The sequence below is a fragment of the Auritidibacter sp. NML120636 genome (assembly GCF_003185945.1).
Taxonomy (GTDB): domain Bacteria; phylum Actinomycetota; class Actinomycetes; order Actinomycetales; family Micrococcaceae; genus Auritidibacter; species Auritidibacter ignavus.
This window is the reverse complement of record NZ_QHLO01000004.1, coordinates 205,396-230,399: the sequence shown is the minus strand read 5'-3', so window position 1 is coordinate 230,399 and position 25,004 is coordinate 205,396. Positions and strand designations below refer to the sequence as shown.

Sequence of the window (25,004 nt, the reverse complement as noted above, 5' to 3'; positions counted from 1 at the left end):
GGCGCATCACGCAGCCATGCGCGACACCATCGCGATGCTTGGAGAACGGGTCACCTCAACCCGCGTCGGCCGAGGCGAGATCGTGAGGATGCCGATCAGCGGAGTGATTGCCACTGCGTTCGATCATTACGACTCCCGCGCCGCCTGCACAAGGCCACCGTGTCGCTGTCGGCAAGCTACAACGCGTTCCTCACGGATCACACTGCCCGGCTGCTCGGTGTCTCCTGGTCCCCGGTCGACCGAGGCAAGGACCGCAACACGGGCTGGGAGATAGACGGTGTGCCCACTGAACTGATCGCTGGGTTCTCCCGACGCACGACTGGAACCGACGGGGTCGAGGGCATCGAAGCAACGAAAGATCGGCTCATTGCCGAGTACATCGTCACCTACGGACGCGAACCTAGCCCGGCGACGATCGCCCGATTGCGGCAGCAGGCAACGCTGGAGACGCGGCCGGTCAAGGAACTGCACTCTCTGGCCGAGCTCACTACTCAGTGGCGCTGGCGCGCGACCGGATTGCTGGGCGAGGACGCGACGACGTGGGCGCAACATCTCCTCGCACACACCCCGGCTGAGGCGAGGCTGCGTGCCGACGATGTGCCCCTGGAACAGGTGGCTGATATTGCGACGGTGGTGCTGATGGCGGTCGCCAACCGGCACCCGGTGTGGAACCGGTGGAACATCCACGCCGAGACGATACGGCAGCTCATGGGGGTGCGCTTCACCACGACCAACGACCGCATGGCCCTCCTTGATCAGATCATCGAACGGGCCGAAGCCGAATCACTCCGGCTGACCCTGGAGTTCGACCGTGCTCTCTCTGAGCATTTCATCGACGAGAACGGGCCCCGGTTCCAGTCCGTCGACCAGATCCCCACAGTCTCGAACCTTGCCCACTCAGATCGGGTACTCGATATGCTCGTGGGCCCAGCCGGGGCCGGCAAGACCACGGCGCTACCGGCACTGCACCGGGCCTGGACCGCCGGGCACGGACGCCACTCGGACATCGGCCTCGCCCCGTCAGCACCCGACGACTCCCGCTTGTGGATATCGACCCGGACGTACGGCTGGCTCGAGTCGGCGGTGGAACAACTTCGGAGGCGGTCGCGCGCGAGGCCACACGCCACGGCCTGACCCCACTCAACGGTAGCGCACCAACGGTGGATGTTGCCGGCTACAGCCTTGGAGGTGGCGTGGGACCACTCATCCGGCAGTATGAAATACGCAACCGACCGCGTCACCGGGTTCGGCATAGTCACCGCGTTGCAGCTCCAGCTCTTTCCCGTCGACCAAATACTTGCCGGCGCACTGAGCTTCGCCCCCTGAGCGATTCCCTGAGATCGTCAGCCGTAACCTGGAGTGGACCACCGGCGTGCCCAACCAACTCCCCTCCTCATTGTCGCTCAAGACCTTCCCCGACCTTCTGACTCTGCCGGAACGCGTCCGATGCAAGCGGACCCTGCGCCTCTTCGTCATCTGCACCGACCCCCCGGACATGTATCTCCGCGATTGACGCACTGCGGACCGGTCGAGGACAACATCTACCTGATATCCTACGCCGACTGCAGCAAGGTATTCGCCGAACCGGCAAACTCGCGCGGCTATGAAGGTGATGACGTGACTACCGTGGCACTGGACGCCACCGCGACCGTCATGGCACGCATCGATGCGGAGACCGAGAACTACATGCTCCTTCAGGTTCATTACCTCCGCTGTGTCGCCACGCGGAAGCCAGAGCGTGACAACGCGATCGGCCACCCTCATGCGACTTACGTCGTCCGGATAATCACGCCGATCGCCCGGCAGGTACGCTACGACCTCGCGAACGAATAGTCCGCCCTGGTCGAAGACCTCGCGCACGGGGCGACCAGTCGAGCACTGTATTTTTTGTTCGGAGACAATGCCACCGAGCTGAGCACAAGTGCCTGCTACGAACCCGAGACCTATCAGCGCCTTGTCGACATCAAGCACCACTACGACCCAGCTAACCTCATCCGACTCGGGCGCGCCATACCTGTCAATGCGCGCTGAAAGTACGCCCTTCTCTAAGATGCGTCGAATCGGAACGGGTGCCATATGAAACGGCATCGGTGGCGCCTGGTTGTCCATGGCGACGACTGGCAGTCGCCGTGTACAGGTCATGGAGTTATGTCTGACGCTCCGCGTTGCAGGAGCGAGGGCCAGAGCACGTGCCCCGACGAGAAGATGCCCCTCGTACAGACAACGCCAGTGCAACAGCCGGTAGGCGCCGTTATGACTGGGCGTATTTGGTCGTCGGCGTACTGCGCTAAGCCGGGCTGATCGCGCTGACCGCCCCGACCCTCAGAAGAGCTCGACACCGCCGTCGCCGCAGTGGAGCACGCCACGATCCAAACCTCCTACCAGACCCGCCTGCTGGTGGCTCTGAGGCGAGGCCGGAAAGAACGATGTAGCATGAGCCGGGCCGATTCAGGCGAAGTTGGAAGCAGGAGGCGATCCGAGCACCTGGCGGATGACCAGCCCGATCAAGGAGTCGCAGGATGACGCCCGGGGCCCACCGGTCTGCCGGAGTCCCCATGCGCGAGCCGAACGACGAGAACGTCAACCGTCCTTTGCGGGTCGGGTCGCTGTTCTCCGGCTACAGGGGTCTCGACCTCGCCGTCGAGCACGCCACCGGCGGGGAGACGATCTGGTTCTCCGAGATCGATGCCCCACCCATCCGCGTCTTCACGCGTCACTGGGCGGGCACCCCGCACCTCGGAGACATCTCCGTCATCGACTTGGGCGACGACGGTGCCGACGATCGATGTGCTGATCAGCGGGCTCCTGGGTCAGGAGGTCTAGGCCGTCGGCACCGGCGCCGGCCTCTCACCCGGCACCCGCTCCGGGCTCTGGTCGAACATGGCAGCCGCGATCGACGCGTTGCAACCCGTGCTCGCCATCATGGAGAACGTCCGCGACTTGCTCTCCGCACCCCTAATCCGCCCTACCCCGGCAGGAACAACCCCCGACGCACGCAACCAAACGATGCAACCGACGAGCCTGCACCCGCCGTTCCCAACCTGGAACCCGACCCGTGGCCGCTGGGAGACGAGCCAACACGACCTCCTCGCGCGCACGGAGCCACACTCGGGGATCTGGCCGACCTCCGGCGAAGTGCGCGTTGAGTCGGCCTACCGGCGTCACTGGCCGGCACACCCCACCAACGGTTCCATTTCTTCCTCACCACCCATCGACAAGACGCTGTTACGGACACTTTTGGCCTCGGACTTTTCGCCCAAAGGCGCAACCCCGGACCAGGTACGGACACGACGGGGTATCATTGCCCTGAGCCACCAGGTCATCAACCTCGCCGTGCACGGACCGGCAGGCTCACCGACCAGCTGGAACGATCGGAGACCCTGTTCGCTCTGATGGAGGACATCTTCACCGCTGGGGGCGATACGCCCAGGCCATCGCCCGATGGGAACACGTCACCGGACCAGCAACTCCTGCCCCTGCGATCCTGAAAGAGGAGAAGGGCCCGCGACCTGCGCCGGAGTTCGACGAATCGCTCATGCGCCTCCCCACCGGATGGGCCACCAGCCCCGACCACGGCCTGACTGACAACCCGAGAAACACGGCGCTCGGCAACTGGGTTCTACCAATCCAATCCGTTGCTGGGGTCGCACGGATGTTGTGACCTCGACGCAGCATTCTTCTCTCCCCGGATCTGGCACTCGGCCGCCGTGATCTGTGGCTGATGCTCGTCACGCCCTCGTTCAGGAGTCGTCCAGGAATCGTCCGGGCAATGACGGTTGTATAGATTTCCTAGCCCGCACACCTTGTGCGAGCGAATAGAGGGGAAGCAACATGAGTGCCCAAATGAGATCGCGGAGCAGGTCGTGGAGCATCTGGAGTGGCTACAGCAGCCTTGTCCACACTGGTGCCATTGCGACCACAGCGGCCAGGAACATCCGACAGACCGCAAGCGTCTGGCCGATCAGCCGTTCGCGACCCTCATCACCCAGCAGCCCGAGCACCGGTAGCAACGCGAATTCAAGGACTCGATTAAGGCTGAAGATATGGCGATTGCCGTGTATCGAAAGAGAGGAGAGACTACGAGGTCTGGTTACGCATCGTGAACGACAGAGAGCACGTCGAGATCAATCTGGAGAGCTCAGCCCGACTGAACGCTTCGCTCATCGCGTTCATCGTCGAGGTCATCGTGTCGTCGGGCTAGATTCGATCTCGTTTCCCTTGCGAGTGGCGTGCCCTAATAATCCCCAATGGGGCAGGATGCGCGCATACTCTAAAGCCGACACAACTAAGCGGGTGCGAGGTGAGGGTCTGCAACAGGAAACACCGACATAAAACAATGCAACGGCATATAGTTAGGCAACCAGAACCCCCGAAGATCGAGTGATCCATGTCAAAATCAGCATTCGTTACAGCCACTCAGCCACGCAATCACTAATCATCATTTGGGGAACCGGGTTCGGATACCACCTCACCGAAATCAATCAAAAGGCGCCTAAGCAGGGAGGCAAACTGCTCCGTACCAGGCGGGAAATCTGGCCACCTCTCCTTCAGATCATTCACAGACGCGAACGGTTTCGAAACATCGCCCTGTCTCCCCGTCATAACCACCCCTGCGACTCATCTACTCCCTGTACTACCTGACAGGATCATGATTTGTTTCCACGCTTAGCCCGTGACCATTATCCCTGTTTGCGCCCGGGGCTCTTGCTCTGATCAGGCAGGGACTCGACGTCACCGGTCTGAGCTCCCCTCGATCCTGCAGCTGGCTCGGACCGTTTAGTAGGCGTCTTCGCGATTTGGTCTTGTTTGCTCCGGTGGGTGGCCGCCGTCTCCGGCACAGTGACCATCACACCACTAGCAAGAGTTACACGCACTGCCATTAACCCTCACTACCAGCAGTTTCAACAGTCTTAACCAGAGCGAACCTGTCCGCGAAGACGTACCAGCCGTAGACGATTTCCAACCGTAGTGCGATCTGGTTGTGGCGGGACAAGGCACCCTGACCGTCCGGGTCGCCGTACATGATCTTCTCGACCGGGAACTCGCGTTGGACACCCCAGCGGATACCATTCGTGAAGTCACCGAGGATCCCTCGCACACCAGTATCAGTGGTCGCCTCTGGGCGCTCAGAAACGGTGTCTCCTTTGGCGGTGTTAAGTCCCAGGAAGGAGCTGATGCCTGCGCCCAGTCCCAGATTCGGGTACCGTTGAGTCCCCGAAGGGGAACCATCAGCATTCTTGGTCTGCAAGTTCGATAATTCCCAGGTCAGTCGCGGGACAATCGCAAACCCATGGACCGACACCGGCCGGTCTCGATTGATCAACAGCCCGGCGGTAGCGCGCACCCCCTGGTCTGGTTCAACAGATGCAGACAGCTCCGCGGAGTACTCGGTAGCACCCACGTAGTGATCCCAGGCCGTGATTTCAGTACCAGTCAACGGATTGATCCGGTGATACAGGCCCAGATCTAGGGCACGAGACAGTGCCACGGAGCCTGCTCAGCTGGTGGTCCTCATCGGCCCACTGGACTTCCTCATTGTCCTCATTGAACCGCATCGTGACCTGAGCTTTCTTCGGAGTCGCGGTCAGAGAGGTGAACCCACCAGTGGTAGCAGACTTCTCCGCACCCTCCGTCACAAACTCAGCCACCGTCGAGGTGTTGATGGTGTCCTTGATCAGCCCATCCGCCACCGTGCGAGGCATCAGCATCTTCGCTGTCTCAGTAGTAAAAAAAATAGCGATCACAAACACACGCTTTCAAAGCGTCAAAAACAAAGAGTATTACCCCCGAAGGACACTCACCGTCCCTGGTCATCACCGCCAGCACGCACACACCAGCGTCTAGCGTCATCATCATTCGTGTTAGTTAAGCCGAGACCACCCATTTAGCCGCCTCGTAGAAGATCCTGAGCAAACTTCTGTTGCTCAGAAATCCGCGCTTTACCAGCAGATCCACTGGTGGAGCCCCACGCGCCCCCACACCGGCATAACCACCAGCCTTGACCCCAGCATTTTGAGAGAACGCTTCGAGCAACGCCTTAGCATGCTCGGTGATCTCGCCCTCGCGATGACCGCGTACCACTAAAAACCCCGGAAACCACGCCAGCAACCGGGTACAACAAAACCCCGCACCACCAACAGGTACGGGGCTGTGAAAAGTAGATCTATGCCACTCGCTGATTCAACTCACGAAGACGCACGATATACTCGATGGCATCCTCATCGTCCGGGTCTTCCTCGTCAAACATCAGACTAGCTTGTTCTAGCAACTCCTCTGGTATTTTTAGTGACTCTTCTACGGCCAGGCCAAGACAATACAACACGGCGATACCGAGCTCTCGATGCAGAGAGAACCCCCTCGCTTCTTCTAGTGTTGGATTCGGCTCTCCAGCAACCTCGGCAACCAGGCTGTACAAAGACTTAAAAACTTCGTAGGAGCTCCACATGATCTTATTCTACTTCCTGGGGGTCAAGATCCGGGTAAGCACTGCGAATGTAGCGTAGCCGCCGCGTTTTCTCCGACCAGTCGCCACCTTGAACGGCACCCCATCCACCGTGTGCTCATAGGTAAGGCCATGCCTAGACGGTACTGGCTTACCCCGGGCGATCGTTTCATCAATCGCATGCACAATATCCTTGTGAGACCAATCGCGGGGGAACTCGGTCCTAGGAACACCTTCAGCTAACTCAAAAATCCACCCGTACCCGGCCCCATGGCCTCCACGACCTTTAGGTGCTTCTGGCGTCGAACTGAGACGCCGTTCTCCGTAGAGGATGTGGTTCCACTGCTTCGAATTGAGAGGCTCAAATCCTTCAGGCCTTAGTTCCGGCGGATTTTCCGGATTCCTAGGTGGGATCTTCTTACCATAAGTGAACCCGTCAGGATACTGTTCACGAAGTCTCTCTATCGCCTCGCCCCGGTGCTTATCCCATTTCGCATACGGTACTCTACCGTCATCTGTAGTTTTCTGATTATCCGCACATCTTTTTTTCAAGCTGTTTCGCAACATATTTATAATCGATGATACTTCAATTTCACTCAGTATCTATTGGGTCATTATTAATCAATAGATCGTGCTCAGCGGACCGGATTGTTTCAGCCGATGAAGGATTGTCATAGAAGATCCCCCAGAAAGCCATCGCCACCGTGCGGATCATGTCGTTATGCAGGGCCATCGCCAGCCGGAATCTCGCCTGGGTGGACGCATTCCCCCGCAACCAGTTGATCGGGATGAATGTTCTCAATCGCGATCTGCGGAGAGGAATAGCACACCGCATCCCCCACACGGGTGATCGTCGCTTTGAAACAGCCGGACCAGCTGTACAAATTAGCCTCGCTGCCCCACTTCGTCACGCAATTTCTGAATTTCTTGACGTGTACCAGCAGTATTCTGCGCGGTGCGAATCGTCGCGATGAATAGCTCCAGCACCACACGGAACAACACGAGCTGAATGACGGGAATGATCCATCCAATCAGCAACCACAGTACGCCAATCAGCGCGACACCTGTCGCCATGATGGTAAATGCCGGCACTAGCCAACCAATGATCAGGGAGATGCCGACCAGAACGAGGATCAAAATATAGATGATCTTCGTGAACTTGACCGTCACGAAACTATCGAACGACAGATCAAACAGGCAGGCGACGAAGCCTTTGTTTTCTTCTGCTGATCGTCATGCAAAGTCCAATAGCAGTTTTTCAGGTTATTGTCAGGAACGCTAGAGTTCATCGTTGCCTACGCGCTGACGTCCAACATCTCCACCTCGTGCAGGTGGATCAAGACCGCTGCAGCGGGTGGGCTTACGTCCTGCGCACGAGCGAAAGTCACGGCCGCCTCGAACACGTCTCCGTTGTGATGAACCTCGGGTAGTCCCACAAACCGATAACCCGTAAAGTTGTCCTGATCAATTACGGCAACCGTGGCGACCGATCCAGCGCGGAAATTTGCTAGGTGCCGACCGGTTGGCGGTTCGTAATAAAAGAGTGTGCGTTCATCCCAAATACGAAGCGAACTCGTTGGTCCAACCGCAGGAGCCCCTTCCGGTGTAGCCGTAGCCAGCACCGGAATGTCCGTCTCAAGCAGAGCTCGCATGTGCCCCGTCAAGCGAAAACCACCACGCAGTCGCCCCGCGAATCCTTCGGCAAATGCCGCGCTATCACGAACACATGGTGAACCCAACGGTGGCGCACCGGCGCGGAGGGACGCGTCAAGGAATCGCTCCATCTTGTCAGGATCCTCGTCTCGCAGAAACACCACCAACATACGCAACAGTCCATGCACCGTGGTGGCTGGGTCTGCTGAAGTCTCCAAAAGTCGCATCGCAGCCTGGTGATTGCCCGCCCGCGCTTGCTGAAACAAGCCAATTGATTCCAACCAAATGCCATCGCGCCACGTCTCTACTGTCACGTTTACTCCGATCTGGCTACTGACTGTTTGGTGTGAGTACCTCGCTACGCTCCATCATATGTTCGCCATGCCGTAGTTACAAACACAGCTAGCACGTAGACACGGAACCTATCGTGTGATACTACTAGATATGCGCCTAATTAGTTCATCAACACACAAGATATTGTGTTTTTATGATGTCCGCTTCAGTCAATGAGTGAGGAGAGATCGCTGTGCATACTCCAGCGAAGAAACCCCCGGATGCACTCCCGGTTCGAGAAATACCAGTCAAAGAGTCCCCGGATCTGGTGTATTTTTCCAGCGTTTCGGAGAACACCCATCGCTTCGTGGAGCAGCTGAACCGACCGGCCATACGAATTCCGCTGCGCCCGAGAAGTGAAGGGTATATCCGTGTCTCACGCCCTTTCGTGCTCGTTGTCCCCACCTACGGGGGTGGGGAGCGCTCTGGTGCGGTACCCAAGCAGGTGATCAAATTCCTCAACGACCCGATCAATCGGTCTTTGATCCGCGGTGTGATCACGGCGGGAAACACCAATTTCGGTCAGCACTACTGTCTGGCCGGACCGATCATCTCCGCCAAATGCAAGGTACCGGAGCTGTATCGCTTTGAACTCTTAGGAACGCAGCGCGACATCGAGCTGGTGGACACCGGACTGACTCGCTTCTGGGACCAAGCCGACTCCCAAACCTTTACCTCCACTCCAAGCTAAGTCGAAAGGAAACGGTATGACGATACCCACCACGGATGCTCCTGAGGTCACCGGAATCGGTGAGCGCAGGGACTACCACGCACTCAACGCCGAGCTGAACCTGTTTGCTGCTGACGGCTCGATCCAGTTTGATAAGGATCGCCAAGCAACCCAGGCGTACCTGGATCAGCACGTGGCCCCCAACACCAAACGCTTTGATTCAGTGTGGGAAAGACTGCACTGGTTGGTGGACAACGACTACTACGAGAAAGATTTCCTCGCCGCGTACTCAGAAGAGTTCGTCACCGCTGTATACGAGCGTGCCGAGAACGCCGGTCACCGTTTCCAGACCTTCTTGGGCGCCTTCAAGTTCTTTACAGCGTACGCTCTGAAAACCTTTGACGGATCCCAGTATTTGGAGGGGTACCCCCAGCGAGTCGCTACCACGGCTCTATACCTGGGTCACGGGGACGAAGTATTGGCTACCCAGCTGGTTGATGAGATGATGTCTGGCCGTTTTCAACCGGCTACGCCCACCTTCCTCAACGCCGGAAAAGCCCAACGCGGTGAACTAGTTTCGTGCTTTTTGCTGAGGATGGAAGACAATCTGGAATCCATTGGTCGTAGTGTCAACTCTGCGCTACAACTGTCCAAACGGGGTGGCGGAGTAGCGCTACTGCTGTCAAACCTTCGTGAGGCGGGGGCGCCGATCAAGAAGATCGAAAACCAGGCTTCCGGAGTTGTTCCCGTGATGAAGATCCTGGAAGACTCATTTTCCTACGCCAACCAGCTAGGGGCACGCCAAGGCGCAGGTGCGGTGTATCTACACGCCCACCATCCCGATATTCTGCGGTTTCTCGACACCAAGCGTGAGAACGCCGACGAGAAAATCCGTATCAAGACGCTTTCTCTTGGTGTCGTCATCCCGGATGTGACGTTCCATCTTGCCAAGGCTAATAAGGACATGAACTTGTTCAGTCCCTACGACGTTGAGCGTGAATACGGAACCCCACTATCAGACCTGTCAGTCAACGATCACTATGACGAGCTGGTCACCAATCCACGGATCCGCAAGTCCACCATCAAGGCCCGTGAGTTCTTCAAAACCCTGGCTGAGCTACAGTTCGAGTCCGGTTACCCCTACGTACTGTTTGAAGACACGGTCAACCGCGCTAATCCACTACAGGGCCGGATTAACATGTCCAACCTGTGCAGCGAAATTCTGCAGGTAAATACACCATCTCGCTACGATGGCGCCATCGGCTACCAGGAAGTCGGTCGTGATATTTCGTGCAATCTGGGTTCACTAAATATCGTCGCGGCGATGGCCTCTCCGGATTTCAGTGCCACGGTGGAGACGGCCGTTCGGGCACTCACCAGTGTCTCAGATCAAACCAACGTGGATGCTGTTCCGTCAGTAGCTGCCGGTAACGAAGCCTCACACGCCATCGGGCTAGGCCAGATGAACCTGCACGGCTACCTGGCCTCTCAACGCATCCATTATGGTTCCGAGGAGGGCATTGATTTCACCAACATCTACTTCCTGACTGTCACCTATCATGCCTTGCGTGCCTCCAATCGGCTGGCGATTGAACGTGGAAAGGCTTTCGAGGGTTTTGAAACCTCGTCCTATGCCGACGGTAGCTATTTCGACAAGTACACCGAGAAAGAGTGGCAACCAGCCACCCAACGAGTCCGGGATCTGTTCGCGAACGCTGGGGTCGCCATCCCGTCGCGCGACGACTGGGAGAAGCTGCGTGACTCGGTGACAGAACACGGGATCTATAACGCCTATCTGCAGGCCATCCCGCCCACGGGTTCCATCTCGTATGTCAACAACTCCACCGCCTCGATCCATCCGGTGGCGGCCAAGATCGAGATCCGTAAGGAGGGAAAGCTCGGCCGAGTCTATTACCCGGCACCGCATATGACCCACGACAATCTGGAGTTCTACCAAGATGCCTACGAGATTGGATACGAAAAGATCATCGACACCTACGCCGCCGCGACACAGCACGTGGATCAGGGGCTGTCGTTGACGCTGTTCTTCCGAGATACCGCCACTACCCGCGACATTAATAAGGCTCAGATTTATGCCTGGCGTTCCGGTATCAAGACTCTCTACTACATCCGATTGCGCCAGCCAGCCCTGGGAGGCACAGAAATCGAGAACTGTGTCTCCTGCGCCCTGTAACCACTGACCACCCTATCTGTCGAAAGAAGAACGATGACTGCGACCCATTCCAACCGTCCACTCACCGAAATCTCCGTGACCCCACCGTCCTACCGCCACGACCCCACTGCCCGGTTGCGCCCTATCAACTGGAACCGCGTCGACGATGAGAAAGATCTCGAGGTCTGGAATCGACTCACGGCAAATTTCTGGCTACCAGAAAAAGTGCCCCTCTCCCATGACATTCCCGCCTGGCAGAAGCTCACCGAAGAAGAACGCACCTTGACCATGCGCGTCTTCACGGGGCTCACGATGCTCGATACCGTCCAGGCCACCGTCGGGGAGATTTGTCAGATTCAGGATGCACGCACCGAGCATGAAGAGGCGATCTATACCAATATCGCGTTCATGCAGTCCGTACACGCGCGCTCCTATTCATCGGTATTCTCGACTCTGACCTCAACACCGGAGATCGACAATGCCTATCGGTGGGCGGTCAACAATGACCTGCTGCAACAACGGTGCAAGAAGGTGTTGGCTCACTATTATGGCGACGACCCGCTGAAACGCAAGGTGTCCTCGACCCTGTTGTCGTCACTGTTGCTTTATGCGGGTTTCTATCTGCCGTTGCATTTCTCGGTCCACGCCACGCTGACCAATACTGCCGATATGATTCGGCTGATCCTGCGTGATAAGGCAGTCCATGGGTACTACTCCGGCTATAAGTACCAACGGGGTTTGGAAGCCCGCACGGCTAGTCAACAGAAGGAAATGCGAGAGTTCACCCTCAACCTGCTGGACGATCTCTACGAGCTAGAGCTGCAATATTCCGGTGAACTCTATGAGCCTCTGGGACTGATGGATGACGTTGCCGTCTTCGTGCGGTATAACGCCAATAAAGCACTGATGAACCTGGGGTATCCGCCGCGCTTCTCGTCAGAAGAAACCGAGGTCAATCCCGAAATCCTCGCCGCTTTGGCTCCCGGGGCGGACGAAAACCACGATTTCTTCTCCGGGTCTGGTTCCTCCTACGTGATCGGCACAGCCGAGGATACCAGCGATGACGACTGGGACTTCTAAACTCGACCCCATACCTCTTCACCTCTTCGAGGATGAGCACAAGAAAGGAATTTCGATGACCAAGAACATCTCCGTGCTTGTCGGTAGTCTGCGTCGTGGCTCTTATGCCCGCAAGATCGCCCGCAATGTGCTTGACTACTTCCCCGGCGGCTATACCGCTCAAATCGTGGAGATCCGGGATCTGCCCCTCTACGATTTCGACTACGATGACCCAGAGGTCACCGATAAACCGACCCCTGAGCAGTACACGAACTTCCGAAACACCATTAAGAATTCCGACGGTGTCATGTTCGTCACCGCAGAAAATAACCGCACCATTCCGGCCTGCTTGAAGAATGCTGTTGATATCGGTTCCAAACCGAATAGTGATGTCGCGTGGAAGGGTCTGCCCGCCGGAATCATCAGCCACTCGGTGGGACGTATGGGTGGCTATAGCTCACAGAAGAATCTGCGGTTGGCCCTGTCCTACTTTGACATGCCCACCCCCGGCCAGCCGGAGGTCTTCTTGGGGCAGTCTCCGGCTCTGCTTGATGACAACGACCAATTTGTCCAAGACTCCACTGTTGAGTTTCTTCAGGACTACGTGAAGCGTTTTGTCGAAATCGTCGAAGAGGTGGCACATAAGAAATAAGCCACAGAGCAAACTCCTACGACGGCGGCAGTTCCAGGATCGGTGTGTTCGTCATATCGCCATGACGAGCGTGAGAACTGCACCAATGATGATACAGCATCTAGATCACGGGTGCGAATAAACGCTTGATTCAATCATCTCGTCATCATCAGAATGCTTTCGATCAGGATGCCGTTCGGAAGAGCTGGTCAATGCTCAATCCGTGCTCGTCGTGCAGGACATCAGCATTGCCGGTGACAGAGACGAGAGCTGAAGATTTGTTCGGGAGTCGACCTGGCACGGAGTCGGAGAGGGCTCCCGAGAGGGCCGCTTCTTGCGACTGGAGCTCAGCGACCGGATCCTGTGCGAGGTCGTTTCGGACTTGAGGCAAGGCTCGTGGGTTTTTGATGACCTCAGTGATCATAACGAGGTTCGCACGCCTGAAAACCTAGTCATGTCACCCACATAAAAAAGAACCGCACCATCGTGCGGTTCTTTGGTGGAGGTAAGGGGACTCGAACCCCTAACCCTCTGCTTGCAAAGCAGATGCGCTACCAGTTGCGCCATACCCCCAAGTGTTTAGTTGGGTGGGACCTCATCAGTCGCCTCTTCCCAGATAGTCCGGGTTTTCACGTCTCGGGCGATGACAAATCCTAACGCACCAGCTCCAAGCGCCACTGCGAGGGTCACGATGAGTTTCTTCATGTGATCTCCTGTGGTCTTGGTGTCGGTGGTGGGCGTACCAGGACTTGAACCTGGGACCTCTTCGTTATCAGCGAAGCGCTCTAACCGCCTGAGCTATACGCCCGAACCTATCTCGAGGTCGCCCTCAAGACGAGAACCTACCTTACCCGGAATTTAACAGAACTCCAAATCCGGTTCAGTCATCGGTGAGCGTGACGCCCACACCTCCAACGAGGGAGGCTGAAATGTTGTAGATCAAGGCTGCCAGGATGGACAGCAACGTAATTAAGACCACGTTCACCACGGCAATAATGGTCGACACGGAGGCCACCTGGCTGAGTGAAACGAGCTCTTGGATAGTCTGTCCACCGCCCTCAGTGCCCAGGATGGTTCCGATCAGGGCGTTGACCTCGTCGAAGATGCCGGTCAAATCCATCACGGTCCATAACACCACGCCGGCCACCACGGTAACCACACCGAAGGCAACGGAGAGCAGGAAGGAGATCTTCAACACCGACCATAAGTCAATCTTGGCGAGTACCAGCTTGGCTCGACGCACCTTGGCTTTCGGTGCAGGACGCACCAAACCTTTGGTGTTCTTCTTGCCTTTAGGCGCGTTCGACCCCGCAGTGGGCTTTGTGCCAGCTGGGGCAGCCGGTGCTACTTTCTTCGGACCTTGAGTCTGACCGGCAGGTTTTTTGCCCTGCGGGGCTGTTCTGACCTGCTGTTGAGGGACTTGAGGTGGCTGTCCAGAGGGCTTTTTCTGTGGCCCTGGAGTGCTCGATTGACTCACGACTGTCCTTCCTCCGTACGGTGATCAGTTTCCAAGGCTACTTCAGAATTCTGATCAGTGGGCTCAAGACCGACAGTGTCCGGCGTCTTGTCAACATTGTCCACATCGGGTTCTTGATCAATCGGGTGGTTTAGCGCCACGGCAACAATGGAATCCTTGGGACCTGGCTTGGCAAAGATGACGCCCATGGTGTTGCGACCTCGGATCGGCACCTGCGATACCGCTGAGCGGACCACGTTACCGGACTTCATGACCACCAGCACCTGCTGGTCTTCGGTGACCACGAGTCCACCGACCAGCCCACCACGGGCTTCTTGCAGGTTGGCGACCTTAATGCCGTACCCGCCGCGGTTCTGCAACCGATACTCATCAGCTGAGGTGCGCTTGGCGTATCCGCCATCGGTGACTGTGAAGATATAGGAGTCATCACAGATCACGCCCATGCTCAACAACTCGTCATCGTCCTTGAATTTCATGCCGGTGACACCCGAGGTGGCCCGGCCCATGGGACGCAACGCCTCATCGGTTGCGGTGAACCGCAGGGACTGACCGTTACGAGAGATCAACACCAGATCATCGTCGGCGCTGACCAGTTGGGCTGCGACCACTTCATCGTCTTCGCGCAATTTGATCGCGATGACACCGGCAGTGCGTGGCGAGTCGTAATCTTCCAAGCGGGTCTTTTTCACCAGTCCCTGCTTGGTGGCCAGCGCCAAGTAGGGCTGATCCTGGTAGGTCTTCAACGTCAGGACCTGGGCAATGTATTCATCGGGCTGGAAGGCCATCACATTAGCCACGTGCTGACCCTTGGCATCGCGACCGGCCTCTTGCAACTCGTAGGCCTTGACTCGGTAGACGCGACCAAAGTTGGTAAAGAATAAGATCCAGTGGTGGGTGGAGGTGGTGAAGAAATGCTCCACCACGTCTTCACCCTTTAGCTGTGCACCGCGGACACCCTTACCGCCACGGTTCTGAGCGCGGTAGTGGTCGATCCGGGTGCGTTTGACGTAACCGCCACGGGTAATGGTGATGACCATTTCCTCTTCGGGGATAAGGTCCTCCATCGACACGTCACCGTCATAACCATAGAGGATTTCGGTGCGACGCTCGTCGCCGTGGCGCTCGATGATCTCGCTCATTTCTTCGGAGATGACCTCGCGCTGACGGATCGGGGAGCCCAGGATCTCGTTGTACTCGGCGATCTTGGCCTGAAGCTCGTCGTATTCATCCTGAATATTCTGCGCTTCTAGCGCAGCCAGTTGTCGCAACTGCATCAGCAGGATCGCACGGGCCTGATCATCATCGATGTCCAGTAGCGTCTTGAGTTCTTCACGGGCGACATCGGCCGAGGCTGAGGCGCGAATGGTCGCAATAACCTCATCGAGCATGTCCAGAGCTTTAAGCAGACCACGCAGAATGTGGGCGCGTTCTTCGGCCTTGCGTTTACGGTAGGCGGTACGACGCACGATGACATCGACCTGGTGTTTCACCCAATAGTGGATGAACCCATCCAGCGACAGGGTCCGCGGGACTCCATCAACCAGTGCCAACATATTGGCCGAGAAGTTTTCCTGTAGAGCGGTGTGCTTATACAGGTTATTCAACACGACCTTGGGCACCGCATCGCGCTTGAGCACAATGACCAGCCGTTGTCCGGTGCGACCCGAGGTCTCATCGCGCAGATCTGCAATGCCGGACAGCTTGCCGTCCCGGACCATTTCGGCGATCCTGGAGGCCAGATTATCTGGGTTGGTCAGATACGGTAGCTCGGTGACCACCAGGCAGGTTCGGCCCTGGATCTCCTCGACGTTAACCACTGCGCGCATGGTGATCGAACCACGCCCGGTCCGGTAGGCCTGCTCAATACCCTGGTGGCCCAAGATCTGTGCCCCGGTCGGGAAGTCAGGACCTTTGATGCGTTTCAGCAGTTCTTCTAAGAGTTCTTCCCGACTGGCTTCGGGGTGGTCCAGATACCACTGGACACCATCGGCCAGTTCCCGCAGGTTATGTGGCGGGATATTGGTGGCCATTCCGACCGCAATACCCGAAGAGCCATTGGCCAACAGGTTCGGGAACCGGGCAGGTAGCACCGTGGGTTCTTGTTGCCGACCGTCGTAGTTGTCCTGGAAGTCCACGGTATCTTCGTCAATATCGCGGACCATCTCCATCGCCAGGGGGGCCATTTTGGTCTCGGTATACCGTTGGGCGGCGGCCCCGTCGTTGCCGGCTGAACCAAAGTTGCCCTGGCCCTGGGCCAGTGGGTAGCGCATCACCCAGTCTTGGATCAGACGCACCAGCGCATCGTAGATGGCCAAGTCACCGTGGGGGTGGTAATTACCCATCACGTCACCGACCACACGGGCCGACTTAGAAAAGGAGCGGTCCGGACGGTAACCGCCATCGTACATGCCGTAGAGCACACGGCGGTGGACCGGCTTGAGACCATCACGCACATCCGGCAGAGCACGTCCGACGATCACGGCCATGGCGTAATCGAGGTAGGAGCGTTTCATCTCCGACTCGAGATCGATGTGTTCGACCTTGTCTTGATTGATGATCTCTGGAGGTAGTTCGTCACTCACGCTGTTTTAATCCTTGGGTTTTCCAACACGGGCTTCTTCGGACTCGCAGGCACCACGCGATCTCTGATTAGATATCGAGGAACCGGACATCCTTGGCGTTTTGTTGAATGAAGTTTCTGCGAGATTCCACATCCTCGCCCATCAGCATCGAGAAGACCTGATCGGCTGCGGCAGCGTCATCCATGGTGACCTGTAGCAACGTGCGGTTCTGCGGATCCATAGTGGTTTCCCACAGTTCCTGGTAGTCCATCTCTCCCAGTCCCTTATACCGCTGGATGCCGTTCTCCTTAGGCAGCCGCCAGTTCTTCGCCAAACCGGCTTCCAACCGGTCATCACGTTCTGCATCGGAGAACACGTAGTCGTGGGGCTGATTCGACCACTTAATCCGGTACAGCGGGGGTTGGGCCAAGAACACATGACCGCGTTCGATCAGCGGGCGCATGTAACGGAAGAGCAGGGTCAACAGCAAGGTGGTGATGTGCTGACCGTCCACATCCGCATCCGCCATCAACACAATCTTGTGATAGCGCAACTTCTCGATATCGAATTCTTCACCGATACCGGTACCGAACGCGGTAATCATGGCCTGAACTTCCGCGTTCGATAATGCTCGATCTAGCCGGGCCCGTTCTACGTTCAGGATCTTGCCACGCAGAGGCAGAATGGCCTGGGTAATCGGATTGCGACCCTGCTTGGCCGAACCACCCGCAGAGTCACCCTCGACAATGTAAATCTCGCACTCTTCGGGACTCTTTGAGGAGCAGTCCGAGAGCTTACCGGGCATGCCGAAGGATTCCAGCGGAGACTTCCGCCGGGCTTGATCCCGAGCTTTGCGGGCTGCCAACCGGGCCTGGGAGGCCAGGATGGCTTTGCGAATAATCTCTTTAGCCGGCGCGGGGTTGCGGTCTAACCAGTCGGTCAGTTCGGAGGTGATCACACCCTGGACGAAACCGCGGGCCTCGGAGTTGCCGAGCTTGGTCTTGGTCTGGCCTTCAAACTGTGGCTCGGAAAGTTTCACTGAAATAACTGCGGTGAGTCCCTCACGGATATCGTCACCGGTGAGGTTATCGTCTTTATCCCGCAACAATCCGTTGTCTCGAGCGTAACGGTTGATCAAACCGGTCAAGGCCGCGCGGAAGCCTTCTTCGTGGGTACCACCCTCGTGGGTGTTAATGGTGTTGGCGTAGGTGTAGACCGATTCAGAAAAAGCAGTGGTCCACTGCATGGCCACTTCCACAGCCATCTGGCGATTTTCGTCCTCGGATTCGAAGGCGATAATGTCCTCGTGCACCGTTTCGGTGCGCTTGAGTGAGTTGAGGTGCTGCACATAGTCGAGCAGGCCATCTTCGTAGTAGTAGCTCACCGAACGCTGTGAGGGGGTGTCTTCGGTTTGACCTTGCTCGGCCAATCCGGCTTCATCGGGCTGATCTTGCGCAGCACTGGCGCCGACGATCTCATCAGACTGGACCTCATTGGAATCCAGATTGCGCTCATCGGTCAGGGTAATCCGTAGGCCCTTATTCAAAAACGCCATCTGCTGGAAGCGGGCGCGCAACGTCTCAAAATCGAACTCGACGGTTTCGAAGATCTCCGGGTCCGGATAAAAGGTCTGGGTGGTACCGGTCTGCTCCGTTTCTTCCCCGCGTTCCAGTTGCTGATCGGTGTGACCGCCGTTGTGGAAACTAATTCGCCACACATAACCCTGGCGACAGATCTCGGTATAGACCCTGGTGGACAACGCATTCACCACGGAGACACCCACACCATGCAGACCACCAGAGACCGCATATCCGCCGCCACCAAACTTGCCACCGGCGTGCAGGATGGTCATGACCACTTCAACCGTCGGCTTGCCCTCAGTGGGATGCAGATCGACCGGAATACCGCGGCCATTATCAGAGACCCGCAGGCCACCATCGGCCTGAATGGCCACGTCGATGGTGTCGCAGTATCCTGCCAGGGCTTCATCGACCGCATTGTCGACGACCTCGTAGACCAAATGATGCAGACCCCGGGAAGTGGTGGATCCGATATACATACCGGGCCGTTTACGAACGGCTTCCAAACCTTCCAGGACGGTAATGTCTCCGGCGTCATAACTGTGATCCACTTTGGATAGTCCAGCTGAGTCCGGTTGGTCTGGTTGAGACAGGGTCTCTGGCTGTTCATCGGCCACGGTCGACAGGGGCTCCTCGATCGGAAAAATAGGACTTTTGGCAACGATAACTCGCCGCGCACATCCCGTTATTCTACGCCATCAAGTCCGATCCACGGAAAAAATCGGGCCCTCAGTGGAGAAAACATGCCCAAATCGTGACATAACGGCCGCTTCGGCGTGATGGTAGAGCTTCTTCTGAACAGCATCTCGACCTCGCTGGTGCTAGCCCGGCAAATCCGCGTTGAGCGAGATCGTGGGTGGGTTATCCGTAGGTGTCGCGCGGACCTCGACCGCGCACCACCCGCGGGCCTTTACGCCAGCTGGGGGCAGCGGGTCCGTTAATGGTGATCTCTCGTACCACCTCACGACCCAGAGCCGTATTGATCCGTTGCAGGATCTGGGCAGACATCAATCGCAATTGAGTGGCCCAGCTGGTGGTCGAACACCGTACCACCAGCACCGCGTGCTCGAAACTTTCAATCTGACAGTGTTCAGCGACCTGTGGTCCGACCAGGTCCTCCCACCGTCCCAAGACCGATCCGACGGCGACCGGTTCTTTCCAACCCCGGTCAGCGACTAGACCCCCGAAAAGCTCATCAAGGGATTTCACTTTCGGTAAGGGTGAGGTGAATTGATTATCAACGTCAGCGGCAGCTCGCCGGCGCACCGATGGGGCCCGTCGTGTTCCCCGGCGCGAAGAACCTCGCCGCGACCGGTGCACGCTCGGGTCGGGGTCGCCGGGGGTATATCCGGCTTGGGAGACGGTGCGACGTACTCGTTGTAGGGCGGCAAATGCCGCGTCAATTCTGTCGTGGTCCACCCCGCAGATCGCATCGAGTTCATCTGCTGCCATCATCATCTAGTCCTCTGGCCCGTTGGTCTCAGTAGTGGGCACCTGGGAGATCCCGTGATCGCAGCGCACCGGGAACCGCGGACCGTGAAGTGTGTGCGGCACATCCTCGGCCACCGCAGCGGTGACGATCACTTGATCAGCCTTGGTGGCGATCTGGGCTAATTTGTCACGCCGTTGGGCATCGAGTTCGGCGAACACATCGTCGAGAATCAAGATGGGTCGGTCCTGGTCACCGGGCCGATCCTCGGCGAGCACCTGATAGCTGGCCAGTCGCAAACCAAGCGCAAAAGACCATGTTTCCCCGTGGGACGCATAGCCTTTGGCCGGGGCAGGTCCCAGCGTGAACTGCACGTCATCACGGTGAGGCCCCACCAAGGTCAGTCCGCGATCTTGTTCCTGATCATGAACGGCCTGCAACTCCTGAAGCATCGCTTCAGCCAGAGCAGTTTCGTCCGGGACCACCGGGTGTTGCCCGGTAGCTAATCCCACGGTGGATTCGTAACTGAAACCGGCATCTTTCATACCCGGTGCTAGGGCTTGATAGGCGGTCTGCAGAGGCTGAGCCAAGAGCTTCAAGACGTGTAACCGTCCCCAGAGAATTCTGGCGCCGGCCTGGGCAAGATATTCGTCAAAAACGTGACGGGTGCTTTCTTCATCGGCACCCCATCGGCGGGATTTTTTTGCGGACTTATACAGGGCATTGCGCTGTTTTAACACACGCTCGTAGTCCCGCCGGGCATCGGCCATGACTGGTCGAAGCTGCACCGTGAGGTCGTCAAGAAAATTCCGACGCACCGAAGGATCTCCGTTAATAAGGTGCAAATCTTCCGGAGCAAATAAGACGCACCGCACTAAACCCAAACCCTGCTTGGCCGGTTGCGGTGCTCCACGGTTGATGGACACCCGATTGGATTTGCCAGGATTGATCTCCAGGTCGATACCGACAGCACGTTGATCGTGGTGAATGCGGCCTCGGATATGGGCTTGGTCTGCGCCAAAGCGAATCAGCGGTCCATCGTGTGACACCCGATGCGAATGATGGGTAGCTAAATAATTTATCGCCTCGGCGATGTTGGTCTTGCCGACCCCGTTGTATCCCACCAGGACATTGGTACCTGGTTCGAAAGTCAGGTCCAGTTGCTGATAGGACCGAAAGTTTGTCAGTGAGAAAGCCGAAATGTAGACCATCAGTCAGCGATGCGAATCGGCATGACCAGATAGCGGAAGTCCTGGAGTTCCGCTCCTTCGGGTTCACTCTGACCGGTCAGCAATGCAGGTTTAGGAGCGGTGGTGAAGGCAAAGTGGGAGTAATCGGCATTGACGACGTTGAGTCCCTCAAGCAAGTAGGTGGGGTTGAAGGCCACCGTGATGTCGTCTCCCAACAGTCGGCACGGCACCGATTCATTCGCCGAGGCATCATCTCCTGCCCCGGCGTCAAGGTAAACCTCGTTACCGGTGAACGCCAAACGCAACGGAGTATTGCGTTCCGCGACCAAGGCCACGCGCTTGACCGCATCAATTAAGGGCGTTGATTCCACCACTGCGTGGATCGGACTGGACTCGGGAAACAGGGCCCGAATCTTCGGGTAATCACCATCAACCAACAGGCTGGTGGCACGACGGCCACCGGACGAGAACCCGAGGATCTCGGTTCCTGAGTCGCTCTGATTGAGTCGCAACGACAGTTCGCCACCACCACCCAAGGACTTGGCAACCTCGGACAGTGTGCGAGCTTTAACCAACACGGAGGTCGACATCGCCGGATCGGTTGGTGTCCAGGTGATTTCTTTCATGGCCAATCGGTACCGGTCGGTGGCCAGAAACGTCATCTGATCCCCGTCGATCTCAATCTTCACCGCAGCCAGGACCGGCAGAGTGTCATCTTTAGAGGCTGCCGCGGTGACCTGGTGAACTGCTTGAGCGAACGTGTCACCGTCGACCGTTCCCGAAATGTCAGGTAGCTCAGGCAAAGTCGGGTACTCACTGACCGGCATCGTCGCCAGGGCAAATCGCGAATTCCGACACGTCAGAACAACTTTGGAGCCATCGAGCTCGACGGTGACGGGTGCATGAGGAAGAGATTTGACGATGTCATTGAGCAATTTGCCGGAAACCAGAATTTGTCCCGGCTCTTCGATATCGGCTTCGACTTCCAGTTGTGCGGAGGTTTCATAATCGAAGCTCGCGATGGACACGAGTTGATCTTCGGCTGTGATCAACAATCCCGACAGTACAGGTACTGGTGGGCGAGGGGACAAAGAACGGGCAGCCCACGATACAGCGTCGGTGAGGACGTCACGCTCGATAGTGAACTTCAGGCTCGGGCTGCCACTACTGGCCGAGTCTGTAGAGAACTTCTCTAGACTGAACGTCACGCTGCTCTGCCTCTCATGATCGGGTCTATCGCACGCCTAAATGGCGTGACTACGAGCTCAATAATGACAGAAATGAGCTCATGAGTCATTGCAAGCTTAGCGGATTGTGAGTTTTCATGTGATCCGCTGTGAACAGCTTCTCGGTTCCTCTTCTGTCGTCGAAGCAAACGCGAAGTGTCTGGAAGGTTGTTGTTCTGTAGATGGGGATTTTTAAGGGTAAGTGGTGTTAATAAGTCCTGTGGATAATGTGGATAAGCGGTTGCTCAGCGCTCATTTTGCGGTTGAATTTGTGGATGGTCGCGTGGAATGTGCTCGTGTGGGCTGGGGATTGTCGTGGAGTTTCGCGACTTGGCTGTTCAGCAGATTCACAGGGAAGAGGGGGAGTATCCAAAGGGTTTTGGTATTTCTCCCCGTTCTATCCCCAGAGTTATCCACACCTGTTTATGGGGGTTGAATGTTGTGTGTGGATAATTTGTGGATATACCTGGACGATTGTGGATATATGGTCTCCAGCTTTGGACAAATCTCCTTATTTGGCGGGTTTAACGGTGTGGACCAACATTCAAGTTGAACTTGAGGTGAATAAAAGAAAATCTTCAAGCTGAGAGTGACTTGAATATCACAGGGGTATCTCTAGCGATTAGTTGTGCTTATTACGTGCTGCCTGTTTGATGAGGTTGGTTAGCTCCATGACTTGGTTATAGATCGTGCGACGTTCACCCATCAGGTCACGAATCTTTCGGTACGCGTGCATCACGGTGGTGTGGTCTCGTCCGCCAAGCTCTGCACCGATGCGTGGTAGGGACATCTCCGTTAGCTCACGGAGTAGGTACATCGAGATCTGCCGGGCATTGACCAATTTTTTGGTTCGAGATTTCGATTGCAACTCTTCGAGTGTGAAACCGAAGTACTTCATGGTCTCGTCAAGGATCAATCCAGACGTAATCTCCTGGGAATCGGCATCAGGGATCAAGTCCTTGAGAACATGCTCAGCCAGAGAATAGTCAATCGGCTGACGATTCAACGAAGCGTAGGCAGCAACGCGAATAAGTGCGCCTTCCAGCTCGCGAATATTCGTCGAGATCCGTGAAGCGATGTACTCCAGGGCATCTGTGGGGACATAGAGACCGTCAGATTCCGCCTTCTTATTCAGAATCGCGATACGAGTTTCTAGATCTGGCGGTTGAATATCTGTGGTGAGACCCCATTCGAAGCGGGACCGTAGTCGTTCTTCGAAACCCGAAAGTTGCTTCGGTGGTAGATCAGAGGTAATTACCACTTGCTTATTGTTGTTATACAGAGCATTGAAGGTGTGAAAGAACTCTTCAACCGTAGCTTCTTTATTGGCCATGAACTGAATGTCATCGATCAGCAAGATGTCGACGTTTCGATAGATCTGCTTAAAGCTGGCACCCTCATCATGACGAATGGAGTTAATAAAGTCGTTCGTAAATTCTTCGGAATTTACGTACCGGACTCGCAGACCGCGATAAAGCTCCTGGGCGTAGTGACCGATGGCGTGTAGCAGGTGAGTTTTACCCAGCCCAGACTCTCCGTAAACGAACAGCGGGTTATAGGCCTTCGCCGGGGCTTCAGCCACCGCATTGGCTGCCGCGTGCGCAAATCGATTGGACGAACCTGTGACAAATGACTCGAAGTGGTATCGAGGATTCAACCGGGTACGTTCTTCTGAGTCTGCCGGGGTTGCATCAATTGTTTCAGGTTCGGGACTAGGAGCCGGGTTCGTTCTGGCGCTCAGTACCGTGGTGGGGTTCGAGTAATCCTGGTCATGACGTGGTCGAATCGAGTCCTCTGTCGCAAACCGTCGCGCAGAGTTATCAACGTAGTTATCCACAGCGTGAGGCCGGTCATAGGAAGGTTCGGAGGAGCGAACTGGTTCCGCGGTGACAGGTTGCAGACTTGCATCAATCGAGAAGGCGCAACGGAGATCAGTTTGAAAGACCTTGTGCAGGGCCTGGCTCAGAGTAGCCTGTAATTGGCCCTCAAGAACTTGTCGAGTGAGTTCATTTGGCACGGTGAGAAGAAGTGTGTTCCCAATCAGCCCTTGAGGCACTGCCAGATCCAAAAACCCCATTTGACGTGCACTGACTTGTCCTGTGTCTTTGATCTCTTGGACAACGTGACGCCACGAACTTGTGATTGAGTCATCTGGAACCACGAGACTCTCCTCTTCACAACCGCTGTGGTCGTGATGTTAGTGACCTATCGTAACTGGTGTTGTGGACTGTCCAGTTCAGGCCGTGAGACCGCCCTGGTCCTATGACCACGAGGGGGTCTGAACATGAACAGGACAACTGGTCGTGCCAACGACCAGTGGTAATAGCCTAGCGTGATCACGCGGGAAATGAGAGTTATGCACAGTGTTATTCACAGCATGTGCGAAGGTTGTTGAGAAAGTGTATCCTCGTGGATTTGACGCATCGATCGGAAAGTAACTATTCTTGACAGGTCTGTGTTCGTGCTACCGCGTAGCGTAGTGCGCTATTCAAAGACCAATGACCTTGAACTGACACCGAGTTCATTAACGCCTGGTGGATGACTGACGTCCTGGGTGTACGGTGCAAGACCATATAGCTT

21 protein-coding genes, 2 tRNA genes and 1 pseudogene are annotated in these 25,004 nt (G+C 56.6%); 9 read left to right on the top strand and 15 right to left on the bottom strand.

Translation table 11 applies throughout. The features are described 5' to 3' along the window. Positions 1-16 precede the first annotated feature (16 nt). The 5 genes and pseudogenes from DCC25_RS11545 to DCC25_RS11530 form a co-directional block, all read left to right on the top strand. Positions 17-453: pseudogene (locus tag DCC25_RS11545) on the top strand (relaxase domain-containing protein); the annotation flags it as partial. A gap of 186 nt (positions 454-639) precedes the next feature. Further along, positions 640-1,134, top strand: coding sequence for an AAA family ATPase (locus DCC25_RS11870; protein WP_370443908.1), 495 nt, complete (start codon positions 640-642; stop codon positions 1,132-1,134). A gap of 483 nt (positions 1,135-1,617) precedes the next feature. Continuing rightward, the gene (locus DCC25_RS05655; RefSeq protein WP_146206416.1) at positions 1,618-1,833 is read left to right on the top strand and encodes a hypothetical protein; all 216 of its coding nucleotides are present in this window, start codon (positions 1,618-1,620) and stop codon (positions 1,831-1,833) included. A 54-nt stretch (positions 1,834-1,887) separates the two neighbouring features. Beyond that, on the top strand, positions 1,888-2,031 hold the full coding sequence (locus DCC25_RS11865) for a BBE domain-containing protein (RefSeq protein WP_158278444.1): 144 nt from the start codon (positions 1,888-1,890) through the stop codon (positions 2,029-2,031). Positions 2,032-2,880: 849 nt separating this feature from the next. Next, complete coding sequence (locus DCC25_RS11530; protein WP_233487922.1) at positions 2,881-3,393, top strand: hypothetical protein; 513 nt, start codon at positions 2,881-2,883, stop codon at positions 3,391-3,393. Between the two features lie 1,486 nt (positions 3,394-4,879). Here DCC25_RS11530 and DCC25_RS05640 read toward each other — a convergent pair. From DCC25_RS05640 to DCC25_RS05615, 5 genes are all read right to left on the bottom strand, one after another. Beyond that, the gene (locus DCC25_RS05640) at positions 4,880-5,488 is read right to left on the bottom strand and encodes a hypothetical protein (RefSeq protein ID WP_199445877.1); all 609 of its coding nucleotides are present in this window, start codon (positions 5,486-5,488) and stop codon (positions 4,880-4,882) included. Further along, on the bottom strand, positions 5,424-5,702 hold the full coding sequence (locus DCC25_RS11420; protein ID WP_199445876.1) for a hypothetical protein: 279 nt from the start codon (positions 5,700-5,702) through the stop codon (positions 5,424-5,426). Before DCC25_RS11420 ends, DCC25_RS05640 begins: the two co-directional genes overlap by 65 nt. A gap of 461 nt (positions 5,703-6,163) precedes the next feature. Continuing rightward, complete coding sequence (locus DCC25_RS05630) at positions 6,164-6,445, bottom strand: hypothetical protein (RefSeq protein WP_110100935.1); 282 nt, start codon at positions 6,443-6,445, stop codon at positions 6,164-6,166. 882 nt (positions 6,446-7,327) lie between these two features. Then, positions 7,328-7,630 (bottom strand): DUF4282 domain-containing protein, encoded by a 303-nt coding sequence (locus tag DCC25_RS05620; RefSeq protein WP_255410760.1) that lies wholly within the window; start codon positions 7,628-7,630, stop codon positions 7,328-7,330. A 107-nt stretch (positions 7,631-7,737) separates the two neighbouring features. Then, positions 7,738-8,409, bottom strand: a complete 672-nt coding sequence (locus DCC25_RS05615; RefSeq protein WP_110100932.1) for a pyridoxamine 5'-phosphate oxidase family protein — start codon at positions 8,407-8,409, stop codon at positions 7,738-7,740. A 260-nt stretch (positions 8,410-8,669) separates the two neighbouring features. Here DCC25_RS05615 and nrdI point away from each other — a divergent pair, with 260 nt between their 5' ends. Genes nrdI through DCC25_RS05595 form a run of 4 tightly spaced genes read left to right on the top strand, consistent with a single transcriptional unit; the run spans position 8,670 to position 12,982 of the window. After that, positions 8,670-9,119 carry a class Ib ribonucleoside-diphosphate reductase assembly flavoprotein NrdI gene (gene nrdI, locus DCC25_RS05610; protein ID WP_199445880.1) on the top strand — a complete coding sequence of 150 codons (450 nt, stop codon included), beginning with the start codon at positions 8,670-8,672 and terminating at the stop codon, positions 9,117-9,119. A 16-nt stretch (positions 9,120-9,135) separates the two neighbouring features. Then, the gene (gene nrdE, locus DCC25_RS05605) at positions 9,136-11,292 is read left to right on the top strand and encodes a class 1b ribonucleoside-diphosphate reductase subunit alpha (protein WP_110100930.1); all 2,157 of its coding nucleotides are present in this window, start codon (positions 9,136-9,138) and stop codon (positions 11,290-11,292) included. Between the two features lie 33 nt (positions 11,293-11,325). Further along, on the top strand, positions 11,326-12,351 hold the full coding sequence (nrdF, locus tag DCC25_RS05600; protein ID WP_110100929.1) for a class 1b ribonucleoside-diphosphate reductase subunit beta: 1,026 nt from the start codon (positions 11,326-11,328) through the stop codon (positions 12,349-12,351). A 55-nt stretch (positions 12,352-12,406) separates the two neighbouring features. Further along, positions 12,407-12,982 (top strand): NADPH-dependent FMN reductase, encoded by a 576-nt coding sequence (locus DCC25_RS05595; RefSeq protein WP_110100928.1) that lies wholly within the window; start codon positions 12,407-12,409, stop codon positions 12,980-12,982. A 476-nt stretch (positions 12,983-13,458) separates the two neighbouring features. Here DCC25_RS05595 and DCC25_RS05585 read toward each other — a convergent pair. The 10 genes from DCC25_RS05585 to dnaA all read right to left on the bottom strand — a co-directional run bounded on the left by DCC25_RS05585 (position 13,459) and on the right by dnaA (position 24,585). Continuing rightward, a tRNA-Ala gene (locus DCC25_RS05585) sits at positions 13,459-13,534 on the bottom strand. A 6-nt stretch (positions 13,535-13,540) separates the two neighbouring features. Further along, the gene (locus tag DCC25_RS11760) at positions 13,541-13,666 is read right to left on the bottom strand and encodes a hypothetical protein (protein WP_255410756.1); all 126 of its coding nucleotides are present in this window, start codon (positions 13,664-13,666) and stop codon (positions 13,541-13,543) included. Positions 13,667-13,692: 26 nt separating this feature from the next. Beyond that, positions 13,693-13,769, bottom strand: a tRNA-Ile gene (locus DCC25_RS05580). 72 nt (positions 13,770-13,841) lie between these two features. Then, positions 13,842-14,438: a DUF3566 domain-containing protein gene (locus DCC25_RS05575; protein ID WP_110100927.1), complete on the bottom strand. Its 597-nt coding sequence runs from the start codon at positions 14,436-14,438 to the stop codon at positions 13,842-13,844. Beyond that, positions 14,435-16,951: a DNA gyrase subunit A gene (gyrA, locus tag DCC25_RS05570; RefSeq protein ID WP_233242759.1), complete on the bottom strand. Its 2,517-nt coding sequence runs from the start codon at positions 16,949-16,951 to the stop codon at positions 14,435-14,437. Before gyrA ends, DCC25_RS05575 begins: the two co-directional genes overlap by 4 nt. Positions 16,952-17,087: 136 nt before the next feature. After that, positions 17,088-19,172: a DNA topoisomerase (ATP-hydrolyzing) subunit B gene (gene gyrB / locus DCC25_RS05565; RefSeq protein WP_199223051.1), complete on the bottom strand. Its 2,085-nt coding sequence runs from the start codon at positions 19,170-19,172 to the stop codon at positions 17,088-17,090. 268 nt (positions 19,173-19,440) lie between these two features. Next, positions 19,441-20,037 carry a DUF721 domain-containing protein gene (locus DCC25_RS05560; protein ID WP_233487918.1) on the bottom strand — a complete coding sequence of 199 codons (597 nt, stop codon included), beginning with the start codon at positions 20,035-20,037 and terminating at the stop codon, positions 19,441-19,443. Further along, positions 20,038-21,219, bottom strand: a complete 1,182-nt coding sequence (gene recF, locus DCC25_RS05555) for a DNA replication/repair protein RecF (RefSeq protein WP_110100924.1) — start codon at positions 21,217-21,219, stop codon at positions 20,038-20,040. Further along, complete coding sequence (gene dnaN, locus DCC25_RS05550) at positions 21,219-22,349, bottom strand: DNA polymerase III subunit beta (protein WP_110100969.1); 1,131 nt, start codon at positions 22,347-22,349, stop codon at positions 21,219-21,221. The genes recF and dnaN overlap by 1 nt, the downstream gene beginning before the upstream one ends. 697 nt (positions 22,350-23,046) lie before the next feature. Continuing rightward, positions 23,047-24,585, bottom strand: a complete 1,539-nt coding sequence (dnaA, locus tag DCC25_RS05545) for a chromosomal replication initiator protein DnaA (protein ID WP_110100923.1) — start codon at positions 24,583-24,585, stop codon at positions 23,047-23,049. Positions 24,586-25,004: the final 419 nt, after the last annotated feature.